General features: G+C 72.7%; 21 protein-coding genes. 10 read left to right on the top strand and 11 right to left on the bottom strand.

Annotation, left to right across the window (positions count from 1 at the left end):
• Positions 1-24 precede the first annotated feature (24 nt).
• Positions 25-804, top strand: a complete 780-nt coding sequence (locus AB0D44_RS12370; protein WP_362588471.1) for an SURF1 family protein — start codon at positions 25-27, stop codon at positions 802-804.
• A 132-nt stretch (positions 805-936) separates the two neighbouring features.
• Here the strand turns inward: AB0D44_RS12370 and AB0D44_RS12365 are convergent, their stop codons facing one another.
• The 7 genes from AB0D44_RS12365 to AB0D44_RS12335 form a co-directional block, all read right to left on the bottom strand.
• A complete protein-coding gene (locus tag AB0D44_RS12365) occupies positions 937-2,004 on the bottom strand; it encodes a hypothetical protein (protein WP_362588468.1) in 1,068 nt (355 codons plus the stop codon).
• On the bottom strand, positions 2,001-2,795 hold the full coding sequence (locus tag AB0D44_RS12360) for a SigE family RNA polymerase sigma factor (RefSeq protein ID WP_362588465.1): 795 nt from the start codon (positions 2,793-2,795) through the stop codon (positions 2,001-2,003). The genes AB0D44_RS12365 and AB0D44_RS12360 overlap by 4 nt, the downstream gene beginning before the upstream one ends.
• A gap of 169 nt (positions 2,796-2,964) precedes the next feature.
• Positions 2,965-4,038, bottom strand: coding sequence for an aspartate-semialdehyde dehydrogenase (locus tag AB0D44_RS12355; protein ID WP_362588462.1), 1,074 nt, complete (start codon positions 4,036-4,038; stop codon positions 2,965-2,967).
• Positions 4,035-5,309, bottom strand: a complete 1,275-nt coding sequence (locus AB0D44_RS12350) for an aspartate kinase (protein ID WP_362588459.1) — start codon at positions 5,307-5,309, stop codon at positions 4,035-4,037. Before AB0D44_RS12350 ends, AB0D44_RS12355 begins: the two co-directional genes overlap by 4 nt.
• Before the next feature lie 161 nt (positions 5,310-5,470).
• Positions 5,471-6,118: a DUF5063 domain-containing protein gene (locus tag AB0D44_RS12345; protein WP_362588456.1), complete on the bottom strand. Its 648-nt coding sequence runs from the start codon at positions 6,116-6,118 to the stop codon at positions 5,471-5,473.
• The gene (gene recR, locus AB0D44_RS12340) at positions 6,111-6,710 is read right to left on the bottom strand and encodes a recombination mediator RecR (RefSeq protein ID WP_362588453.1); all 600 of its coding nucleotides are present in this window, start codon (positions 6,708-6,710) and stop codon (positions 6,111-6,113) included. Before recR ends, AB0D44_RS12345 begins: the two co-directional genes overlap by 8 nt.
• A 37-nt stretch (positions 6,711-6,747) precedes the next feature.
• On the bottom strand, positions 6,748-7,092 hold the full coding sequence (locus tag AB0D44_RS12335) for a YbaB/EbfC family nucleoid-associated protein (RefSeq protein ID WP_076044258.1): 345 nt from the start codon (positions 7,090-7,092) through the stop codon (positions 6,748-6,750).
• Positions 7,093-7,359: 267 nt separating this feature from the next.
• Here AB0D44_RS12335 and AB0D44_RS12330 point away from each other — a divergent pair, with 267 nt between their 5' ends.
• Positions 7,360-8,115 carry an SLATT domain-containing protein gene (locus AB0D44_RS12330; protein WP_362588450.1) on the top strand — a complete coding sequence of 252 codons (756 nt, stop codon included), beginning with the start codon at positions 7,360-7,362 and terminating at the stop codon, positions 8,113-8,115.
• Positions 8,116-8,413: 298 nt separating this feature from the next.
• On the opposite strand, the gene AB0D44_RS12325 is transcribed toward AB0D44_RS12330, so the two are convergent.
• The 3 genes from AB0D44_RS12325 to AB0D44_RS12315 all read right to left on the bottom strand — a co-directional run bounded on the left by AB0D44_RS12325 (position 8,414) and on the right by AB0D44_RS12315 (position 11,364).
• Positions 8,414-9,064: a hypothetical protein gene (locus AB0D44_RS12325; RefSeq protein ID WP_362588447.1), complete on the bottom strand. Its 651-nt coding sequence runs from the start codon at positions 9,062-9,064 to the stop codon at positions 8,414-8,416.
• A gap of 173 nt (positions 9,065-9,237) precedes the next feature.
• Positions 9,238-9,906, bottom strand: coding sequence for a GntR family transcriptional regulator (locus AB0D44_RS12320; protein WP_362588445.1), 669 nt, complete (start codon positions 9,904-9,906; stop codon positions 9,238-9,240).
• 96 nt (positions 9,907-10,002) lie between these two features.
• Positions 10,003-11,364 (bottom strand): aspartate aminotransferase family protein, encoded by a 1,362-nt coding sequence (locus AB0D44_RS12315; RefSeq protein ID WP_362588442.1) that lies wholly within the window; start codon positions 11,362-11,364, stop codon positions 10,003-10,005.
• A gap of 198 nt (positions 11,365-11,562) precedes the next feature.
• Between AB0D44_RS12315 and AB0D44_RS12310 the strand changes: the two genes are divergently transcribed.
• Together AB0D44_RS12310 and AB0D44_RS12305 are read left to right on the top strand one after the other, a co-directional pair.
• Positions 11,563-12,192, top strand: a complete 630-nt coding sequence (locus tag AB0D44_RS12310) for a DJ-1/PfpI family protein (RefSeq protein ID WP_362588440.1) — start codon at positions 11,563-11,565, stop codon at positions 12,190-12,192.
• On the top strand, positions 12,185-12,688 hold the full coding sequence (locus tag AB0D44_RS12305; RefSeq protein WP_362588437.1) for a MarR family transcriptional regulator: 504 nt from the start codon (positions 12,185-12,187) through the stop codon (positions 12,686-12,688). Before AB0D44_RS12310 ends, AB0D44_RS12305 begins: the two co-directional genes overlap by 8 nt.
• Positions 12,689-12,841: 153 nt before the next feature.
• On the opposite strand, the gene AB0D44_RS12300 is transcribed toward AB0D44_RS12305, so the two are convergent.
• Positions 12,842-13,318 carry a diadenosine tetraphosphate hydrolase gene (locus AB0D44_RS12300; RefSeq protein ID WP_362588620.1) on the bottom strand — a complete coding sequence of 159 codons (477 nt, stop codon included), beginning with the start codon at positions 13,316-13,318 and terminating at the stop codon, positions 12,842-12,844.
• A gap of 192 nt (positions 13,319-13,510) precedes the next feature.
• Between AB0D44_RS12300 and AB0D44_RS12295 the strand changes: the two genes are divergently transcribed.
• From AB0D44_RS12295 to AB0D44_RS12270, 6 genes are all read left to right on the top strand, one after another.
• Positions 13,511-14,605 (top strand): alpha/beta hydrolase, encoded by a 1,095-nt coding sequence (locus tag AB0D44_RS12295; protein WP_362588434.1) that lies wholly within the window; start codon positions 13,511-13,513, stop codon positions 14,603-14,605.
• Complete coding sequence (locus AB0D44_RS12290; protein WP_362588432.1) at positions 14,598-15,797, top strand: acyltransferase; 1,200 nt, start codon at positions 14,598-14,600, stop codon at positions 15,795-15,797. Before AB0D44_RS12295 ends, AB0D44_RS12290 begins: the two co-directional genes overlap by 8 nt.
• 10 nt (positions 15,798-15,807) lie before the next feature.
• The gene (locus tag AB0D44_RS12285) at positions 15,808-17,160 is read left to right on the top strand and encodes a sensor histidine kinase (protein WP_362588429.1); all 1,353 of its coding nucleotides are present in this window, start codon (positions 15,808-15,810) and stop codon (positions 17,158-17,160) included.
• Positions 17,157-17,828 (top strand): response regulator transcription factor, encoded by a 672-nt coding sequence (locus AB0D44_RS12280; RefSeq protein ID WP_362588426.1) that lies wholly within the window; start codon positions 17,157-17,159, stop codon positions 17,826-17,828. Before AB0D44_RS12285 ends, AB0D44_RS12280 begins: the two co-directional genes overlap by 4 nt.
• Before the next feature lie 89 nt (positions 17,829-17,917).
• Positions 17,918-19,312: a histidine kinase gene (locus AB0D44_RS12275; protein ID WP_362588423.1), complete on the top strand. Its 1,395-nt coding sequence runs from the start codon at positions 17,918-17,920 to the stop codon at positions 19,310-19,312.
• The gene (locus AB0D44_RS12270) at positions 19,309-19,968 is read left to right on the top strand and encodes a response regulator transcription factor (RefSeq protein WP_362588420.1); all 660 of its coding nucleotides are present in this window, start codon (positions 19,309-19,311) and stop codon (positions 19,966-19,968) included. The genes AB0D44_RS12275 and AB0D44_RS12270 overlap by 4 nt, the downstream gene beginning before the upstream one ends.
• Positions 19,969-19,972 lie beyond the last annotated feature (4 nt).

The following is a 19,972-nucleotide window of genomic DNA, read 5'->3' as shown; positions in this document are numbered from 1 at the left end:
GTGCACCCCCCGTACGGTGGTGGGGTGCACCGGTTTCTCCTGACCCCGCGCTGGTGGGGGATCAACGTCTTCGTCGCGCTCGCCGTCCCCTTCTGCCTGTTCATGGGGTCCTGGCAGCTCGGCCGGTTCGAGGACCGCGTCGACAGCCACCGCGAGGCGACCTCCGAGCGCCCGGCCGACCAGACGGCCGCCCCCCTGGACTCGCTGCTCCCGGTGGACAAGAAGACCTCCGGGCGGCTGGCCTCTGCGTCCGGGGAGTACGGCGACCAGCTGCTGGTCCCCGAGCGCCGGCTGGACGGCGCGACCGGCTTCTACGTGCTGACCCTGCTGAAGACCGACTCCGGCAAGGCCGTCCCGGTCGTCCGGGGCTGGCTGCCGGGGACGGCCGATCCGGCGAAGGCGCCGGCCGCGCCGGCGGGCCGCGTCGAGGTCACCGGCGCGCTCCAGGCCTCCGAGAACTCCGGTACCAAAGGGGTCCACGCCCAGGGCGGCCTGCCGGCCGGCCAGCTCGGCGTGATCGGGGCGGCCTCGCTGGTCAACATCGTCCCGTACGACCTGTACGACGCCTGGCTGACCGTGCTGACCCCGTCGGACGGCATGACCCCGGTGCCCGCCGCGGCCCCGAACAACACCGGGCTGGACCTGAAGGCCTTCCAGAACCTCGGCTACACCGGCGAGTGGTTCGTCTTCGTCGCCTTCGTGCTCTTCATGTGGTTCCGCCTCTACCGCCGCGAGGTGGAGACCCTGCGCGACGCGGAGGCGGGCCTGGTACCGGCCGAAACGGTCCGGGCCGCGTCGGCGTAGCGGTCGGGAGCCACGGCCCGGCGGTCGGGGAGCCTGTCCTTCGGATCGGGCCGCGGCTCCCTCTCGCTTCCGCTCTTCGCGATTCGCTCTGCGCTGTCCGCCGTCTGCTGTCCGCCGTCCGCTGTCCGCTCGCTACGGCTTCGGCGCGTCCACCGGGATCGCTCCCGTGCGGTACACCGTCCCCCCGCAGGCCTCGGGAATCGTCGTCCGCGTGACCGGGGCGCCCGTCGGCGGGGTGTGGGACACGGCCACGCCCGGAGCCTGCGGGGGCGTGGTCCCCGTCTCCGGATCGGCGACCGGCGTGTCGGCGGACTGGCCCTGCGGCGGCGTCGCTCCCGCGTCCGGGCTCGCCGCGGCGCACGGCTCCGCCGACGGCACCCAGGCGAAGCGGACCTCGTACGCCGAGTTCGGCGGGAGCACCAGCACCGGCGCCTCCGCCGACGGATCGGGCAGCAGCCCGCTCGCCGGGTCCCCCGCCGTGTGGCCGACCACGGCGACCGCGGAGCCCGGGCCGGTCGGGGCACCGGCCGCGGCGGCCGCCGTCACCGTGTCCGGGCCGGTGACGGTGCAGCCCTGCGCCGAGACGTTGGTGACCTTGAAACTGCCGTAGATCTTGCCGTCGGCCTCGGGGGCACGGGCCGCACCCACCACCCCCAGCTGCTCGGCGCCGCACCCGGGCACGGCCGGTGCGGCCGCCGGCGGCTGCGGGCCGTTGCCGGCGCCCACGAGCGTGCCGGGATCGGTGCCGCGGCTGGACGGTCCTGCCGTCACACCGCCTGCCGGAGAACCGGAGGCCGTGGGGTCGGGCTGGCCGGTGGCGCCGCCCGCGTCGGGCACGCCGCCGCCGGAACGCGTGGCCCTGGGCTGGCTCCCGGACCCGTTCAGGTGCGGGTCGGAGTGTGCGGAGCCCGGCTTCTCGCCCGACTCGGCCCCGTGTCCGGCCATCGTCGAGTGCTCGGTGGTGGCGGTCTCGTCGGCCGCCAGGTGCAGGGTCGCCGGGATGGCCGTCCCGGCGAGCAGGGCGACGGCCGCGGCGCCGATGAAGGCCTGCCGCTTGAGGGTCCGCCGGGCGGGGACGGCGTAGCGCAGCCGCTCCAGCGCGCCCTCGGCGGGCTGCAAGCCCTCGACGGCCCCGTGCAGCAGGCCCCGCAGCGCCTCTTCGTCGCTCGCGCCGCCGGGCGCGGTGTGGTCGTCCATCATGACTGCGCAGCCTCCATCGCCACCCGCAGCGCGGCAATCCCCCGCGATCCGTACGCCTTCACCGAGCCGAGCGACACCCCGAGCGTCTCGGCCACCTGGGCTTCCGTCATGTCCGCGAAGTACCGCAGCACGAGCACCTCTCGCTGGCGGCGCTGCAGTCCGCGCATCGCCTTGATCAGATCGTCCCGCTCCAGCTGGTCGTACGCGCCTTCCTCGGCGCTCGCCATGTTCGGCATCGGCTTCGAGAGCAGCTTGAGACCGAGGATGCGCCGGCGCAGGGCGGACCGGGAGAGGTTCACGACGGTCTGGCGCAGGTACGCCAGCGTCTTGTCGCGGTCACGGACCCGGTTGCGGGCCGAGTGCACGCGGATGAACGCCTCCTGGACCACGTCCTCGCAGGAGGCGGTGTCGTCCAGGAGCAGCGCGGCGAGGCCCAGGAGCGAGCGGTAGTGGGCCTGGTAGGTCTCCGTGAGGTGGTCGACGGTGGTGCCCGCCACCACCGGGACCTGCTCGGTGACGGCCTCGGTCCCGGCCGTGGCCCCGGGCACTGGCCCGGTCGCGGCCTCGCTCGTGGGGCTCGTGCCGCCGCCCGTCTCAGCGCTGTCGCGCGGCGCGGGCACGCGGCCGCCCCAGGTCGGTACGGCGGCCCGTACGGGCACCTCGGAGGGCCCGGCCGGCGGGACGGGAATGATCACGGGGAGACCGCCGCCGGACACGCGGGAGCCCCGGGGCGACGGGATGACCCCGATGCGCGCCGGTAGGACGGCCGGTTCCAGCAGTGCCTCTGCCACGCCTGTAGGACACGCGTCCCCCCGTCAGGGTTGTACGCGCGAGGCAGCCGCCACAGCAACATCCCCATTGCCCTCATGCGTACCCGCTCTTCCCGATTGCCCCGTCTATCGAGACGGCAGTCGGGCCATCACCTTGATCAAGGGATCAGCACCGATCCTACAAAGCGAATTACGCAGATTCACCTGCGATCAGTTCCGCGATCTGAGTGGCATTCAGGGCGGCGCCCTTGCGGAGATTGTCGGCGCACACGAAGAACTCCAGCGCACGCCGGTCGTCGAGCGAGACCCGCACCCGCCCCACCCAGGCCGGATCCGTTCCCGCGGCGTCCGCCGGGGTCGGGAACTCGCCCGCCGCCGGGTCGTCGACGAGGACCACACCGGGCGCGGCGTCCAGGGTCTGACGGGCGTGCGCGGCGTCCACCTCGTTCTCGAACCGGGCCCGGACCGTCAGGGAATGCCCCGTCATCACGGGGACCTGCACGCAGGTCACGGCGATCGGCAGCGCCGGCAGGTCCAGGATGCGGCGCGTCTCGCTGCGTACCGCCAGCTCGTGCGAGGACCAGCCGTCCTCGCGCAGCTCCCCGGACCAGGGCACGACGTTGAGGGCGAGCGGAGCCGCGAAAGGGCCGGTGTCCTCGCCCACGGCCCGGCGTACGTCTCCGGTCTGCTCGCCGAGCGTGGTCCCGGCGACCAGCGCCAGCTGGCGGCGCAGCGCCTCGGAGCCGGCCCGGCCGGCGGCGCTCGCGGCCTGGTACGAGGAGACGGCCAGCTCGCCGAGGGAGTACTCGGCGTGCAGCGCGCCCAGGGCCGCGATCATGGTGGCGGTGACGCAGTCCGGGGTGGCGACGATCCCGCGGGGCCGGGTCCGCACGGCGTGCGCGTTGACCTCGGGCACCACCAGGGGGACCTCGGGGTCCTCGCGGAAGGCGGCGGACTGGTCGACGACGACGGCGCCGCGTGCGGTGACGACGGGGGCCCACCGGGCCGAGACCTCGGCCGGGGTCAGGAAGAGTGCGACGTCGCCCGGACCGAGGCCGTCGAAGGCGTCCTCGGTGAGGGCGAGCACCTCGATCGCCTCCCCGCGGACGGCCAGCATGCGGCCGGCCGAGCGCGCGGAGGCGATCAGGCGGATGTCGCCCCAGACGTCGGCCCGCTGGGACACCATCTGGAGCAGTACGGTGCCGACCGCTCCGGTCGCCCCGACCACGGCGAGCGCCGGGGCGGAGGACCGGGCGCCGGTCATCGTCCGGTGCCTCCGTAGACGACGGCCTCGTCGCTGTCGGAGTCGAGGCCGAAGGCCGTGTGCACGGCGCGGACGGCCTCGTTGACGTCGTCCTGGCGCGTCACGACCGAGATGCGGATCTCGGACGTGGAGATCAGCTCGATGTTGACGCCCGCGTCGGACAGCGCCTGGAAGAAGGAGGCGGTGACGCCCGGGTTGGTCTTCATGCCCGCGCCGACCAGGGAGATCTTGCCGATCTGGTCGTCGTAGCGCAGGGAGTCGAAGCCGATCTGGGCCTTCGCCTTCTCCAGCGCGTCGATGGCCTTGTGGCCCTCGGTCTTGGGCAGCGTGAACGAGATGTCGGTGAGACCCGTCGAGGCCGCCGACACGTTCTGCACGATCATGTCGATGTTGATCTCGGCGTCCGCGATCGCGCGGAAGATCGCCGCGGCCTCGCCCGGCTTGTCCGGAACGCCGACGACCGTGATCTTGGCTTCGGAGACGTCGTGAGCGACTCCGGAGATGATGGCGTGCTCCACCTGCTCGTCCCCTTGCGGATTCTCGTTGCTGACCCACGTGCCCGGCAGTCCCGAGAAGGACGAGCGGACGTGGATCGGGATGTTGTATCGGCGTGCGTACTCGACGCAGCGGTGCAGCAGCACCTTGGAACCGGAGGCGGCGAGCTCCAGCATGTCCTCGGAGGAGATCCAGTCGATCTTCCGGGCCTTCTTCACCACGCGCGGGTCAGCGGTGAACACGCCGTCCACGTCGGTGTAGATCTCGCAGACCTCGGCGTCCAGCGCCGCGGCGAGCGCGACGGCGGTGGTGTCCGAGCCGCCGCGGCCGAGGGTGGTGATGTCCTTGGAGTCGGCGGACACGCCCTGGAAACCGGCGACGATGGCGATGTTGCCCTCGTCCAGCGCGGTGCGGATACGGCCCGGCGTGACATCGATGATGCGCGCTTTGTTGTGGACCGAGTCGGTGATCACGCCTGCCTGGCTACCGGTGAACGACTGGGCCTCGTGGCCCAGGTTTTTGATCGCCATGGCCAGCAGGGCCATGGAGATCCGCTCTCCGGCGGTCAGCAGCATGTCGAATTCGCGTCCGGCAGGCATGGGAGAAACCTGCTCGGCGAGATCGATCAGCTCGTCCGTCGTGTCGCCCATCGCGGAAACCACGACGACCACCTGGTGGCCGTTCTTCTTGGCATCCACGATCCGCTTGGCGACGCGCTTGATGCCCTCGGCATCGGCTACGGAGGAGCCTCCGTACTTCTGCACGACAAGGCCCACGTGCGCTCCTCGCTAGTCCGTCTCATTTGCTGGTGCAGTCTAACGAGCGACCGGGATCCGACCGCTTCGTACCACATCATGAGACGTGAAGACCAAAGGATGGGTTCCCGCCCCCGGACACCGATGTGCCGGCCTGCCGGCCCACCGGCGTGCGGGGACGGTCAGGTGCGGCCGAGGCCGCCGAGCTCCTGGGCCATGACCTCTCCGGCCTGCTCCGCGAGGTCGTCCTCCGTGAGGTCCTCGTCCGTGTCCAGGCCGTCCAGGGCGGCCAGCGGCTGATCCAGGCGCACGTGCGCGATCAGCGACTGGAGCGCGCGCAGCGTGGCCGAGGCCGTCGGGCCCCAGTTGGTGAAGTACGAGAACTGCCACCACCACAGGGCCTCGGTGATCCGGCCCGCCTGGTGGTGGATGAGCCCGTGCCGCAGGTCGGCGACCACCTCTGCCAGGTCGTCGGAGATCCGGTGCGGGACCGGCGCCTTGCGGGGCTCGTACGGGTCGAAGACCTCGGAGTAGACGTCGACCGGCTCCAGCATGATCGCGAACCGCTCGCGCAGGTCGTCCACGTCCGGCTCCGGGCCGAGGTCGGGCTCGTAGCGCTCTTCGGGCAGCACGTCCTGGTACGCCCCCAGCCGGCCGCCCGCCAGCAGCAGCTGGGAGACCTCCAGGAGGAGGAAGGGAACGGCGCTGTCCGGGTCCTCTCCCTTGGCGACCTCGGTGACCGCGACGATGAACGACTCGATCTGGTCGGCGATCGAGGCGGCGAAATCGTCCGGATCCTGGCCGATGGCGTGCAGCGTTGCGTCAGACATCGAGAAGTCGCCTTCCTTCAAAGGCCCGCCCGAGCGTGACCTCGTCCGCGTACTCCAGATCTCCCCCGACGGGGAGCCCGCTGGCCAGGCGGGTGACCTTCAGGCCCATGGGCTTGATCATGCGGGCGAGGTAGGTGGCGGTCGCCTCGCCCTCCAGGTTCGGGTCGGTGGCCAGGATCAGCTCGGTCACCTCGCCGTCCGCGAGGCGCGCCAGCAGCTCGCGGATCCGCAGGTCATCGGGGCCGACGCCCTCGATCGGGCTGATCGCGCCGCCGAGGACGTGGTACTTGCCCCGGAACTCGCGGGTCCGCTCGATCGCGACGACGTCCTTCGGCTCCTCGACGACACAGATCACCGTGGTGTCGCGGCGCGGATCACGGCAGATGCCGCACCGCTCCTCCTGCGCCACGTTCCCGCACACCGCGCAGAACCGGACCTTCTGCTTGACCTCCAGCAGCGCGTGCGCGAGGCGGCGGACGTCGGTGGGCTCGGCCTGCAGGATGTGGAAGGCGATCCGCTGCGCGCTCTTGGGCCCGACGCCGGGCAGCCTGCCCAGTTCGTCGATGAGGTCCTGGACCACGCCTTCGTACAACGGACTGCCTTCTTTCGTTCGTGTGCGGGTGGGATGGCTAGAAGGGGAGGCCGGGGATGCCGCTGCCGCCGCCCAGCCCCTGGGCCAGCGGGCCCAGCTTCTGCTGCTGGAGCGCCTGGGCGTTCTCGTTGGCCGCCTGGACGGCCGCGACCACCAGGTCGGCGAGCGTCTCGGTGTCCTCGGGGTCCACGGCCTTCGGGTCGATCACCAGGGCGCGCAGCTCACCGGAGCCGGTGACGGTCGCCTTGACGAGGCCGCCGCCTGCCTGGCCCTCGACCTCGGTCCTGGCCAGCTCTTCCTGGGCCGCGGCGAGGTCCTGCTGCATCTTCTGGGCCTGCTGGAGCAGCTGCTGCATGTTGGGCTGGCCACCACCGGGAATCACAGGTCACTCACTCCGTAGCATCGGTCCAAGCCTGGGGCAGCTCGGTCAATCCGAGCCTACGTGCTCCCCGGGCGCTGCGCCCTACGCCGAGAGGACCAACTCTTTCGAGTGAGAGACGCGACGTGCGCGTACCTGATGGAGACCTCCTTGCGGGCGGAAATCCCGGGATTCGTTGCCCATCGCGCACCATTCGAAGGTAGGAAGAGCATGCGCATCATTGCGCACACGCGCACCACCACACGTCAGCGCAGGCAGAGGGAGTGCCGGGTGAGCCAGCCGGAGATGCAGCCCGAGGGGCCACCCCGGGATCCCCGGGAACCCCGGGAGGAGGGCAGCGGACCGATGGCGGCGGGCGATCTGACCGGGCGGCCGTTCCCCCTCGGGGACTGGGGCGAGCCTGCCGAGCGGCTCGACGAGCTCTACCGCCGCGTCGAGGCCGATGCGCTGCGCACCGCCGAGTGGTACCTGTCCGACCGGGCGTGGAAGCGCCGCGGAGCGCGCGTACTGCGGGTCGGGGCCGCCCTGGGCGCCGTCACGGGCGCCGCGCTGCCGCTGCTGGAGCTGACGGGCTCGGCGCGGGGCGCGTCGGCGTACGGGTTCCTGTCGCTGCTGCTGGCGGCGTCCTGCCTGGCCTGCGACCGGTTCTTCGGCCTGACCTCGGGCTGGATGCGGGACGTGGCCACGGCGCAGGCGGTGCAGCGCCGCCTGCAGACCCTGCAGTTCGACTGGGCCTCGGAGAACGTACGGGAGGTGCTCGGGCCGACGGAGGGCACGGCCAGCGAGGCCGCCGAGCGGTGCCTGACGGTGCTGCGGCGCTTCTCGGAGGACGTGACGGAGCTGGTGCGCTCCGAGACCGCGGAGTGGATGGTGGAATTCAGCTCCGGCCCCGCCCCGCTGGTCATGCAGTCCCTGGGCGCCAACGGAGCCCGCTCGGACGCGTACGTCCCCCCGGCCCGCTTCCCCCTCCCCCCGGGCACCCGCCCCAACATGCCCCGCCAACGCCCCCCGGAACAGCCCCGCTGAACCCCGACGGGGCTCCACGCTCCAGCCCCGCCGACGCGCGTCCGGCCCCGCCGTGCTTGGGGTGGGGGCGGCCGGGGTCTTCCAGCCCCGCCGGCGCTTGAGGCGCGGGGTGCGGGGCGGAGCCCCGATCCGTGAGCCCGGCCGGCGCTTGAGGCCGGGTCCGGGGCGGAGCCCGACCTTCCAGCCCCGCCGGCGCTTGAGGCGCGGGCTCCGCGGCGGAGCCCGGGAAACGGAGAAAGGGCGGGGCGGGGAGCGGCTCCGCGCAGCGGCCCACCCGCCCCCACCCCCGGCGGCCCCCTCAGCTGAAGATGATCATCGACCCCTGCCCCAGACTCCGCGTGGCCGCCGCGTGCAGCCCCAACCACACGTGCCGCTCCCGCGCGAACGGACTGTCGTCGTACGGAACCGGCCCCGCCGGCTCCTCCAACGACGTCGGCCTCCCCGGCGGCGCCGGCGCGGCAGGCGGATTCCCGGGATCTATCCCGATCGCCGGCGCCACCACCGACAGCTCCCGCAGCAACCCCTGCGCGGACCCCAGCGGCCCCCCGCCGGCCAACAGCTCCTCGTTCGCCAACGGAGTCGCGAAGTCCACCGGGACGTACGCCCCGGCATGGTCGTAGTGCCACACCAGGTGCGACTGCTGCGCGGTCGGCTCGAACATCTCCAGCAGCTGCTCGTAGTCCCCGCCCAGCTCGTCCACCGGCGTCACCGGCAGCCCGCAGATGTGGAGCAGGTACGCCCGCCGCAGGAAGTGCAGGGCGTCGTAGTCGAAGCCGGCGACCGGGGCCACGTCCCCGCTCAGGCCCGGCATGTAGGCGAACACGGGCACGGAGGGCAGCCCGGCCTCGCCGAGCGCCTTGTCGTACGCGGCGATCTCTTCCGCGAAGGGGTTGTCGGGGCTGTGGCACAGCACGTCGACAAGGGGGACCAGCCACAGGTCACAGGCCACGCGGGCTCCGATCAGTCGTTGGCGCCGATCCGGCCAGCGTAGTGCTCCGGACACGCTCCGCGAAGGGGTGCGCAGAACCCGTACCGGCAGGCCCCGCCGTGGGCGCCCGCCGCGGAACCCGTCGGGCGATCTCCGCGGAACCCGCCGCGGAACCCTCCGCGAAACCCGTTCCCCTACAGCCCGGCGGCCCAGTCCAGCCCGTGCTGGTTGTACCCCTGCACGATGCTCCGTACCGCATCCGCATCGGCGAGCGTCACCGCGTCCACCAGTTCGCTGTGCCGGTCCCACAACGCCGCCCGCAGCCGCTGCGGATCCCGCTGGAGGTGGGGCACGGCGAAGACCCAGCACTGCACCCGGATGCGGTGCAGGAACTCGGAGATGTAGGTGTTGCCGACCAGCTCGCTCAGCTCCCGCCAGAACCGCAGGTCGTACCCGATCAGCACTTCGAGCGAACCGCTCTGGGCGGCCCGCCGCGCCTCCTCGGCCCGGCGCCGGACCGACACCAGCAGCTCTCCGGAGCCCACGGCGGTGCCCCGCTCGGCGAGCCGGCGGAAGATCCCGTCCACGACCAGCGCGCGGGCCTCGATCATTCCCCGGAAGTCGTCCACGGAGAAGATCCGCACCCGGAAGCCGCGGTGCTGGACCAGTTCCAGCAGCCCCTGCGCCGAGAGGTCGACCAGCGCCTCGCGGACCGGGGTCGCGGAGACCTCGTACTGCTCGGCGATCTGCTTGACCGTGAACTCGGTCCCCGGCGGCAGGCGTCCCGCGAGCACCTCGTCACGCAGCGCGTCCGCGATCTGCTGGCGAAGTGTGTTGCGGGTGACAGCGCCGCTGCCTGGCATAGGGGTCCGTCTCCTTAGGTGAACTCCGGACACCTTAGGCCAGGCAGCGAGGCCGAAATAGAGCGGTTGAACATCGGTATACGAATGTGCCGTCCGCTATCCGGACGTGGTGTGCCGGTCGGCGACCGTCAGCGCCTCGTCGAGCAGGGCCAGTCCCTCCTTGGCCTCCGCCTCGGTGATCGTGCAGGGGGGGACGACGTGGGTGCGGTTCATGTTGACGAAGGGCCACAGCCCGGAGGCCTTGCAGGCGGCCGCGAATTCGGCCATCGGCGTGTTGGCCGCCCCGGAGGCGTTGTACGGGACGAGGGGCTCGCGCGTCTCCTTGTCACGGACGAGTTCCAGCGCCCAGAAGGTCCCGAGGCCCCGGACCTCGCCGACGGAGGGGTGGCGCTCGGCGATCTCCGCGAGCGCGGGGCCGATGACGTGCGCGCCGAGGTGGGCGGCGTGCTCGACGATGCCCTCCTCCTCCATCGCGTTCATCGTGGCGACGGCGGCGGCGCAGGCCAGCGGGTGGCCGGAGTACGTGAGTCCGCCCGGATAGGGGCGGGTGGCGAAGGTCTCGGCGATGGCGGCGGAGATGGCGACGCCGCCGAGCGGCACGTAGCCGCTGTTCACGCCCTTGGCGAAGGTGATCAGGTCGGGGGTGACGCCCCAGTGCTCGGCGGCGAACCACGCACCGGTGCGGCCGAAGCCCGACATGACCTCGTCCAGGATGAAGACGATGCCGTGGCGGTCGCACAGCTCGCGCACTCCCGCGAGGTAGCCGGGCGGCGGGGTCATGATGCCGGCGGTGCCGGGCACGGTCTCGAGGATGATCGCCGCGATGGTCCCCGGCCCCTCGAAGGCGATGGTGTCCGAGAGGTGGGCGAGGGCGCGCTCGCACTCCTCGGCCTCGGTGGCGGCGTGGAAGGCCGAGCGGTAGAGGTACGGACCCCAGAAGTGCACGACGCCGGCGGCCGCCGTGTCGGAGGGCCAGCGGCGCGGGTCGCCGGTGAGGTTGATCGCTGCGGCCGTGGCGCCGTGGTAGGAGCGGTAGGTGGACAGCACCTTCTGCCGGCCCGTGTGCAGACGGGCCATGCGGACGGCGTTCTCGACGGCCTCGGCGCCGCCGTTGGTGAAGAAGATCTTGTCGAGATCGCCGGGGGTCCGCTCGGCGATGAGGCGTGCGGCCTCGGAGCGGACGTCGACGGCGAAGCCGGGGGCGAGGGTGCAGAGCCGGGCGGCCTGTTCCTGCACGGCGGCGACGACCTTGGGGTGCTGGTGGCCGATGTTGGTGTTGACCAGCTGGGAGGAGAAGTCGAGGAAGCGCTTGCCGTCGTAGTCCCAGAAGTACGACCCCTCGGCCCCGGCCACGGCGAGCGGGTCGATCAGGGCCTGGGCGGACCAGGAGTGGAAGACATGCTTCCGGTCGGCGTCCTTCACTGCGGCGAGGGTGTGCGAGCTGACATGAGGGGTCATGGCGTCACGCTAGAAGTGCGCAGGTGGGGAGGGATATCGGCGGATTGTATGGGGGTGGGGGGCCGGTCTCGGCAGTCTGTCTGCCGCACCCGCCCCGGGGGATGTTGACAGCATGCTGCCAATATGACAGCCTCTTGTCATAGGAAGCGCCACAGACCAGGTCCTGAACGTCCGCGCACCACGCCGGAGGCGATCACGATGAACGAGACCCCGCGCAAGCCCGTCCACCTCGCCGTCTACGACACGTACGCGGACTGGGAAACCGGACACACCACCGCGCACCTGACCCAGCGCGGCCACCAGGTCCGTACCGTCGGCCCGGAAGCGGAACGGCCGGTCACCACCATGGGCGGCGTCCGCATCCACCCCGACCTGGCCCTGACGGACCTGCGACCGCAGGACTCCTCCCTCCTGATCCTGACCGGCGCCTCGCTGTGGGACACCGGTGAGGAGCTGGCGCCGTTCGCGGCGAAGGCCCGGGAGTTCCTGGACGCCGGCGTGCCGGTCGCGGCGATCTGCGGAGCCACGGCCGGCCTCGCCCGGGCGGGCCTGCTGGACGGGCGCGCCCACACCAGCGCGGCCTCCTTCTACCTGGCACAGCAGCCGGGCTACGGGGGCGCCGAGCGCTACGTCGAGGCCGACGCGGTGACGGACGGTGACCTGATCACGGCGGGGCCGACGGAACCGGTGGCGTTCGCCCGCGAGGTCTTCGCCCGGCTGGGCGTCTACGAGCCGGACGTGCTCGACGCGTGGTACCGGCTGTTCCACGACTCGGACGCGAGCGCGTACCCGGTCCTGATGGCGGCGGCGGAGGCGGGCGATGCCTGAGCCGGAGCCCGAGCCGCTTTCCGTACGTGCCCGCCAGGACCTCCTGAGCCGGACCGCCCTCGGGGTGTTCCGGCTCAACGGCCAGTTCCTCGCGGTGTCGGAGGAGCTCGCCCGCCCGGCCGGGCTGACCGCGGCCTGGTGGCAGGTGCTCGGCGCCGTGCTCCGTGAGCCCCTGCCGGTCGCGGGCATCGCCCGCACCATGGGCATCACGCGGCAGAGCGTCCAGCGGATCGCCGACCTGCTCGCCGCGAAGGGCCTGGCCGAGTACGTCCCGAACCCGGCCCACCGCCGCGCCAAACTCCTGCGCCCCACGGAAGCGGGCCGCGCGGCGGTCGCCCGCATCACCCCGGGCCACGCCTCCCTGGCCACCCGCCTGGCAGAGGAACTGGGCGACACCGCCTTCGCCGAAACGGTCCACGCCCTGACCCGCCTGACCCAAGCCCTGGACGCCGTCGCCCACCCACCCGAGCCCCTTCCCGCCCCCGGCGACGCATGAGACGGGGGGCCGGCCCGCCCCGACCCACGTGCGGCGCGGGCCCCACTCCGGCCTCCGGCCCCGGCTCCGCCGGCGTTTGAGGCGCGGGGATCGGGGCGGAGCCCCAGGACCGGCCCTTTGGCCTCACGCCCCGCGGCCTCACGCCCCGCGGTCTCACGCCCCGCCGAGGGCGTCCAGCTCCTCCGCGATGGCGGCCCGCAAGCCGTCGTGGCGCTCGCCCAGCGCGTGCCGGTCGTCGCGCCAGTACTCCTCCCCGTACAGCCAGACGGGCATCCGGACGAGGTCGGCGGGCTCCCAGTCGTAGCGGGGCCAGATGTGGGCGTGGAGGTACGGGTCGGTGTTGCCCAGGATCTCGATGTTCACGCGGCGGAAGGCGGGGTCCAGGCGGCGGCCGGCCCGTTCGACGGCCTCGGCGAGCCGCTCCATGTCGCCGAGGTACGCGGCCCTACGCGCCCGCGGCAGGTCGGAGAGCCGGGTCACGGCGGGATCGTCGGTCAGCAGGACGGAGTACCCGGGCAGGAACTGCCGGTCCCCGATCACGGCGAAGCCCGCGTCGAGGCGGCGCAGGACGGTCGGGTTCTGCCCCCGGTGAGCACTGCCGATGCGGTCGTGACGCCAGTTGGATTCGATCATCGGCCGACCCTAACCCACCGTCTTGGCCGTGGACTTCGAGCCCGCCCCTACCCCTGAGGTTCCCCCTGTCATACCTGAGAGCTACGCAGGAACACGGCTCTGGAGCGGGACGCCGACCACGGACCGCGATTTCTAACTTCGGTAGCAGCGAAGGGCGCTGACGGCTCTTCCCGACCGAAGGAAGAGACGATGGCGACGGGGACGACGACAAGGACCGGCACCGCTGCGGGGGAGGCGAGCGGTCGCGGCCCGGCGAGCGGTCGCGCCCCTGCGAGCGGCCGCAGCCTCACGCACGGCCACGGCCCGGCCCCCCGCCGCGGCCTCGCGGCCGGCCGGTTGCGCCGGACCCTGCTGGCCGCGCTGGTGGCGGCGGCCGTCGTCGTGCCGGTGTCCGCCGCCGCCTCCCCCAACGTCCCCGCGCCCGCACCCGCGTCGTTCGCCGAGTCCGCCGCGCCCCACGACCGGTACACCGTCAACCGCGCCGGTCTCGCGGAGGCCGCCCGGATGGCGGCGACCGCCGGCCGCACCGGCCGGGCCGCGAAGCTGGATGCCATGGACGCGGCCGGCACGGCGCAGTTCCTCGCGTTCGACGGGCGCGGACGCGGCCGGGCCGTCGAGGTGTTCGGCGACCTGGAAACCGCCGACCGGGTCGCCGTCCTGGTGCCCGGGTCCGACACGACGCTCGACACCTACCCGAGGTTCCGTGCCGGGGCTGTCTCCTTGCAGCAGCGCCTCCAGGCCGAGCATCCGCGCTCCGCCGTGGTCGCCTGGCTCGGGTACGACACCCCCGGCACGGTCAGCACGACCGTGCTGACCGCCGCGCGCGCCGACGAGGCCGCCGCCGAACTGGGGCCCTTCCTCGACCGGTTGCGGGACATGGCACGGCCGGGCGCCCGCCTCTCCCTGCTCTGCCACTCGTACGGATCAGTGGTCTGCGCCCGTACGGGGACCGGGCCCGCGGTCGCCGACATGGTCCTGTTCGCCAGCCCGGGCACCGGGGCCGACTCCGCCCGGGACCTCCCGACGCAGGCCCGGGTCTGGGCCGGGCGGGGCGGCGGTGACTGGATCGGCCATGTCCCGCACGCCCGGCTCGGCGCGGTCGGCTTCGGAACCGACCCCGTCGATCCCGCCTTCGGAGCCCGGGCGTTCGCCGCCGGTTCCGCCGGGCACAGCGACTACCTGAAGCCCGGCACCGAGTCCCTGGACAGCCTGGCCGCCATCGTTCTCGGCAGCGCAGCCCCCAGCGACACCGCCGACACCGTCTCGGGGGCCTCCCATGCGTGAGCTCCGCGCCCGGTGGTCCGCCCTGGCCGAGGGCGTCGACGCGGCCACCCCGGCCCACCGCGACCGTGCCGTGGACGCCCTGCGGGCCTTCGCGATCCTCGGCGTGGTCCTCGGGCACTGGCTGGTCACCGCCCTGACCACCGCCGACGGCGGGCTGAGCACCGCCAGTCCGCTGGCGTACACGGGCGGGCTGGCTCCGGTGTCCTGGGTGTTCCAGACCCTGGCCGTCTTCTTCCTCGTCGGCGGCCAGGTCGCCACCCGCGGCTACGCCTCTGCGCGGGCGCGCGGCGACTCCTACCGCACCTGGGTCGGCGGACGGCTGGGCCGGCTGTTGCGTCCGGTCGCCGCCGTGCTGCTCCTGTGGACGATCGCGGTGGGCGGGATTCTGATCGGCGGGGTGGGGTTCGCCACCGTCCAGACCCTGGTCAAGCTAGTGCTGTCGCCCCTGTGGTTCCTGCTGGTGTACGGCGCGCTGACCGCCGCGACCCCGCTCGCGGCCCGGATCCATCCACTGTGGCCCCTGGCCGTGGTGGCGGGCGTCGACCTGTGGCGGTTCGGGCTCGGCGGGCCCGAGTGGGCCGGCTGGGTCAACGTGGCCGCCGGCTGGCTCGTCCCCTACACCCTGGGCGCCGCCTGGTCCCGGGGCGCGTTCGCCCGGCGCGGGCCGGCCCTCCTGCTGTTCGCCGCGGGAGTCGTCGCGGCGGCCGCGCTGATCCTGTGGGGCGGATACCCGGCGTCGATGGTCGGCGTGCCCGGGGCCTCCGTTTCGAACCTGAACCCGCCGACGCTCGCCGCGGTCGCGTTCGGACTGGCCCAGTGCGGGCTGGCGTTGCTGGTGCGCGAGCCGCTGGGCCGGGCCATGCGACGGCCGGGAGCGTGGGCGACGGTGGCCTTGGTGAACCTGTCCGCCATGACGGTCTTCCTCTGGCACCAGACCGCGATGATGGCCGTCACGGCCCTCGGGCTGCTGGCCCCGTTCGACCTGCCCGGGCTGCACACCGTGCCCGACTCACTGGCCTGGATACCGGCCCGGCTGCTGTGGCTGCCCGTGTTCGCCGCCGCGCTGACGGTGTGCTGGGCCGCCTTCCGCGTGTACGAGCGGGGCGACCGCCCGATGCCGCAGCACACCCCCCGCCTCGTCGCCGGCTCCCACCGGGCGACGGCCAAGGTCAGGGAGATCACCCATGCCTAGGCTGGAGCGCGTGAGCAAGCCGAGCAAGCCGATCAAAGCGAGCAAGTCCTCTGCACTCGAAGCCCGCAGCCGGCTTGGCGGCCGTTCGGCGCTGCGCGCGCTGGCCCTGGAGCTGCTCACGCTGAAGTGGGACCCGCTTCCCCGCATGTCGCGGCCGCGCTGGCTGGCCTGGCTGCCCCATGTGGCCGTCGTCTACGGGGCCGTGGTCTCCTGCGCCGTCACGGTCGCACAGCTCGAGGACCACTACGGTGTCACCGGTGGCCCGGTCGTGGCGCTGGCCCTCCTGACCGGGGGCTCCATCGTGCTCGGCATGTTCCGCCCCCTCGCCGGCTGGTGGCTCGGCCTCGTCACCGCGGCTCTGGTCGCGTGGACGATCTACGGCGGGGTGGGTCAGGGCCAGGCCTGGCCCTGGACACCCGCCGGGGCCTTCACGTTCGCACCGTTGATCCTCCTGGTGGCCCTGCGGGTCCCGCCCCGGGTGACGATCGGGGTCGTCGGCGTCTCGATCCTCTACTCCGGGGTGGTCGAGACCGCCTTCAGGCCACCGGCCAGTCAGACGGTCATCGCGGGCGTGGCGCTCCTCTTCGGCTTCGTCGGCGTCCTGGGCTACGCGCTGCGCGCGACGCGCCTGACCCGCGGCCAGCTCGTCGAGCAGGAGACCCTCACCGCGGAGGAACGCGCCCGGCGCACGCTGCTGGAAGAGCGCAGCCGCATCGCCCGCGAGCTGCACGACGTCGTCGCCCACCACATGTCGGTCATCTCCATCCAGGCGCAGGTCGCCCCGCACCTCGTGGAAAACCCGTCGGAGGAGCTCAAGGAGAACCTCGCGGGCATCCGGGACAACGCGGTGGAAGCCCTGACCGAACTGCGGCGGGTGCTGGGCGTGCTGCGCTCCGAGCAGCCCGACGATCCGGCGAACCCCCACCATCCGCAGCCGACCCTCGCCGAGCTGGACGGCCTCGTGGACAACGTGCGGGGGGCCGGGCTGCACGTCACCACCGAGATCGCGGGCATACGCCGGCCGCTGACCCCGGGCGTCGAGCTCACCGCGTACCGGATCGTGCAGGAGGCGTTGAGCAACTGTCTGCGCCATGCGCCCGGTTCGCGGGTGGAGGTCGGCATCGCGTACGGACCGCGTGACCTGCACCTGTGCGTGGCCAACACCGCGCCGACCCGGGCGATTGCGCCCTCGCCGGGTGCCGGGCACGGGCTGCTGGGGATGCGCGAGCGAGCGGGCATGCTGGGGGGCGAGCTGTCCGCCGGTCCGCTGCCCGGCGGCGGGTACGAAGTGACCGCGGTACTTCCGATGGACCCGCGGGACGAGCCCGGCGGTTCCGCACGCGAGACGACGAGGGATTCATGAGCACCCCGATCAAGGTGATGATCGCCGACGACCAGATGATGGTCCGGCAGGGCTTCACCGTGCTTCTCAACGCCCAGCCCGACATCGAAGTGGTCGGCCAGGCCGTCGACGGGGCCGACGCCGTGGCCAAGGCCGGTGAACTGGTGCCGGACGTGGTGCTGATGGACATCCGCATGCCGGGGATGGGCGGGATCGAGGCCACGTCGGTCATCACGGGCGCCGCGGGCGCCACCGCGAAGGTGCTGGTGCTGACCACCTTCGACCTCGACGAGTACGTGTACGAGGCGCTGCGGGCCGGGGCCTCCGGATTCCTGCTCAAGGACGCGTCGGCCGACCAGCTCGCGGAGGCCGTGCGGGTCGTGGCCGCCGGGGAGGCGCTGCTCTCGCCGAACATCACGAAGCGGCTGATCACCGAGTTCTCCCGGCTGGGGGCGCCGCGCGCGCCGTCGCGGGCGCGGATCGACGAGCTGACCGGGCGGGAGACCGAGGTCCTCTCACTCGTGGCCCAGGGGCTGTCGAATGCGGAGATCGCGGCCCATCTCACCGTGGCCGAGCAGACGGTGAAGACCCACGTGGGCCGGATCCTGGTGAAGCTGGGCCTGCGGGACCGCACCCAGGCGGCGGTGTTCGCGTACGAGACCGGGCTGGTCCGTCCGACGGGCTACTGATGTCACCCGTGTAGTACCTGAGGGGGACCCCGGGAAATCCCCTCAGCTGGCGACGCAGACCAGGCAGGCGCCGCCCTACGGTGGTGCGTATGACCGAGACGACCACCGGCGGGACAGCCCGGACGACACCTGAATTGCGCATGGCATCGGGGTTGATCGAGACCCTGCGCCAGGACCTCTTCACCGATGCCTTCGCCTACCGGCCCCTGCCCCTGGCGCAGACGCCCGGGCGCTTCCTGCGGCGGCTGCCCGAGGCGATACGCCGGTACGCGCCGTGGAGGCAGTACGCGGCGGTGGGGGCCTTGGCGTTCTTCGTCCTGGTGTTCACAAGCACCACGCAATCGGGCTACGTCGGCGAAGCCGGCAGGTTCGCCATGGGGCTCGTGGCCACGGTCCCGGTCCTCCTGACACTGGTGCGGCCGATCGGCGCATGGTGGGCGGCCGTCGCGATGACGGTGGTGCTCGCCCTGGTCGGCGGGGGCGCGGACTGGCCCTGGAGCCCGGGCAGCTTCCTCTCCCACCTCGTGGTCATGGTCCTGGTCACCCTGCGGACCGGCCCCAGGATCGCGGCCTGGATGTGGACGCTCACCCTCGCGCTCGGCTTCGGGATGTCGGCGCTGCTCGGCAACGGGTACGGGACCGGCCTGCCGCAGATGGCGGTGACCTCGGCCTTCGCTCTGACCATCGCGAGCAGCATCCGGATACGGCGCTCCGCGAAGGCAGAGGTGAGCGCGCAGCAGGAGGTCACGGCCGTCGAGCGGGACAAGCGGACGCTGCTGGAGGAGCGGACCACGATCGCGCGGGAACTGCACGACGTGGTGGCCCACCACATGTCGGTGGTGGCGATCCAGGCGGAGGCCGCGCCCTACCGGGTGAAGAACCCGCCGCCGGAGCTGGAGGCGGCGTTCGTCACCATCCGGGAGAACGCGGTGGCGGCGCTGACCGAGTTGCGGCGGGTGCTGGGCGTGGTGCGCTCCGCGGACTACGAGGCCCCGGACGCCCCGCAGCCGACGCTGGCCTCGCTGGACGGGCTGCTGGCCAATGTGCGCGAGACCGGGCTGAGTGTGGAGAAGACCGTCACGGGTGCGGTGCGGGAACTGCCGCAGGGGGTGGAGCTGTCGGCGTACCGGATCATCCAGGAGGCCCTGAGCAACACGCTGCGGCACGCGCCGGGGGCGTCGGCGTCGGTGGAGGTCTCGTACGTGCTCGGCGGCCTCGGGATACGGATCGTCAACGGGCCGGCGACCGGGGACGCCCGGCCCTCGGCGGGGGCCGGGCACGGGATCACCGGGATGCGGGAGCGGGTGGCCATGCTGGAGGGGGAAATGACCGCCGGCGGCACCGCGGCGGGCGGGTACGAGGTGGCGGTGTTCATACCGGTGCGCAACCGTCCGGAGACGGCGCCGGAGCCGTCGAAGGAGACGGGGACCGGCACGGCGACCGGGACCAGGACGGCGACCGGGACGGAGACGGGGGCGGTATGACGATCAGGGTGCTGATCGTCGACGATCAGATGATGGTCCGCGAGGGGTTCTCCGTGCTGCTGAACGCCATGGAGGGCATCGAGGTCGTCGGTGAGGCCGTCGACGGCCGGGAGGCCATCGCGCAGGTGGCGGCGCTGCGGCCCGATGTGGTGCTGATGGACATCCGGATGCCGCAGATGAACGGGCTCGAGGCGACGCGGGAGATCGTGGCGGCCGACACGGACGCGAAGGTGCTGGTCCTGACGACCTTCGACCTCGACGAGTACGTGTACCAGGCGCTGCGGGCCGGGGCGTCCGGGTTCCTGCTCAAGGACGCGTCGGCCCGTCAGCTGGCTGACGGGGTGAGGGTGGTGGCGGCCGGGGAGGCGCTGCTGGCGCCGTCGGTGACCAAGCGGCTGATCGCGGAGTTCTCCAAGCTCGCCGAGACGGCGAGGGTCGCGGATCCGGCGGGGTTGGGCGAGTTGACGGAGCGGGAGAAGGAGGTGCTGGTGCTGATCGCGCAGGGTCTGTCCAACGGGGAGATAGCCGGCCGGCTGATCGTGGCCGAGTCCACGATCAAGACCCACGTGAGCCGGATCCTGGTGAAGCTGGGCCTGCGGGACCGCACCCAGGCGGCGGTGTTCGCGTACGAGACCCGGCTGGTGACTCCGTCGTAGGGTG

This window comes from Streptomyces sp. NPDC048349, from assembly GCF_040651925.1.
Taxonomy (GTDB): Bacteria; Actinomycetota; Actinomycetes; order Streptomycetales; family Streptomycetaceae; genus Streptomyces.
The sequence above is the reverse complement of the archived record's forward strand: the minus strand, read 5'-3'. Positions and strand labels throughout refer to the sequence as shown.

Coding starts and splice junctions, on each gene's coding strand:
- AB0D44_RS12365 (WP_362588468.1), bottom strand. CDS start 2,004: ATGATGGACGACCACACCGCGCCCGGCGGCGCGAGCGACGAAGAGGCG.
- AB0D44_RS12355 (WP_362588462.1), bottom strand. CDS start 4,038: ATGACCGGCGCCCGGTCCTCCGCCCCGGCGCTCGCCGTGGTCGGGGCG.
- AB0D44_RS12345 (WP_362588456.1), bottom strand. CDS start 6,118: ATGTCTGACGCAACGCTGCACGCCATCGGCCAGGATCCGGACGATTTC.
- AB0D44_RS12320 (WP_362588445.1), bottom strand. CDS start 9,906: ATGCCAGGCAGCGGCGCTGTCACCCGCAACACACTTCGCCAGCAGATC.
- AB0D44_RS12315 (WP_362588442.1), bottom strand. CDS start 11,364: ATGACCCCTCATGTCAGCTCGCACACCCTCGCCGCAGTGAAGGACGCC.
- AB0D44_RS12310 (WP_362588440.1), top strand. CDS start 11,563: ATGAACGAGACCCCGCGCAAGCCCGTCCACCTCGCCGTCTACGACACG.
- AB0D44_RS12305 (WP_362588437.1), top strand. CDS start 12,185: ATGCCTGAGCCGGAGCCCGAGCCGCTTTCCGTACGTGCCCGCCAGGAC.
- AB0D44_RS12295 (WP_362588434.1), top strand. CDS start 13,511: ATGGCGACGGGGACGACGACAAGGACCGGCACCGCTGCGGGGGAGGCG.
- AB0D44_RS12290 (WP_362588432.1), top strand. CDS start 14,598: ATGCGTGAGCTCCGCGCCCGGTGGTCCGCCCTGGCCGAGGGCGTCGAC.
- AB0D44_RS12280 (WP_362588426.1), top strand. CDS start 17,157: ATGAGCACCCCGATCAAGGTGATGATCGCCGACGACCAGATGATGGTC.
- AB0D44_RS12275 (WP_362588423.1), top strand. CDS start 17,918: ATGACCGAGACGACCACCGGCGGGACAGCCCGGACGACACCTGAATTG.
- AB0D44_RS12270 (WP_362588420.1), top strand. CDS start 19,309: ATGACGATCAGGGTGCTGATCGTCGACGATCAGATGATGGTCCGCGAG.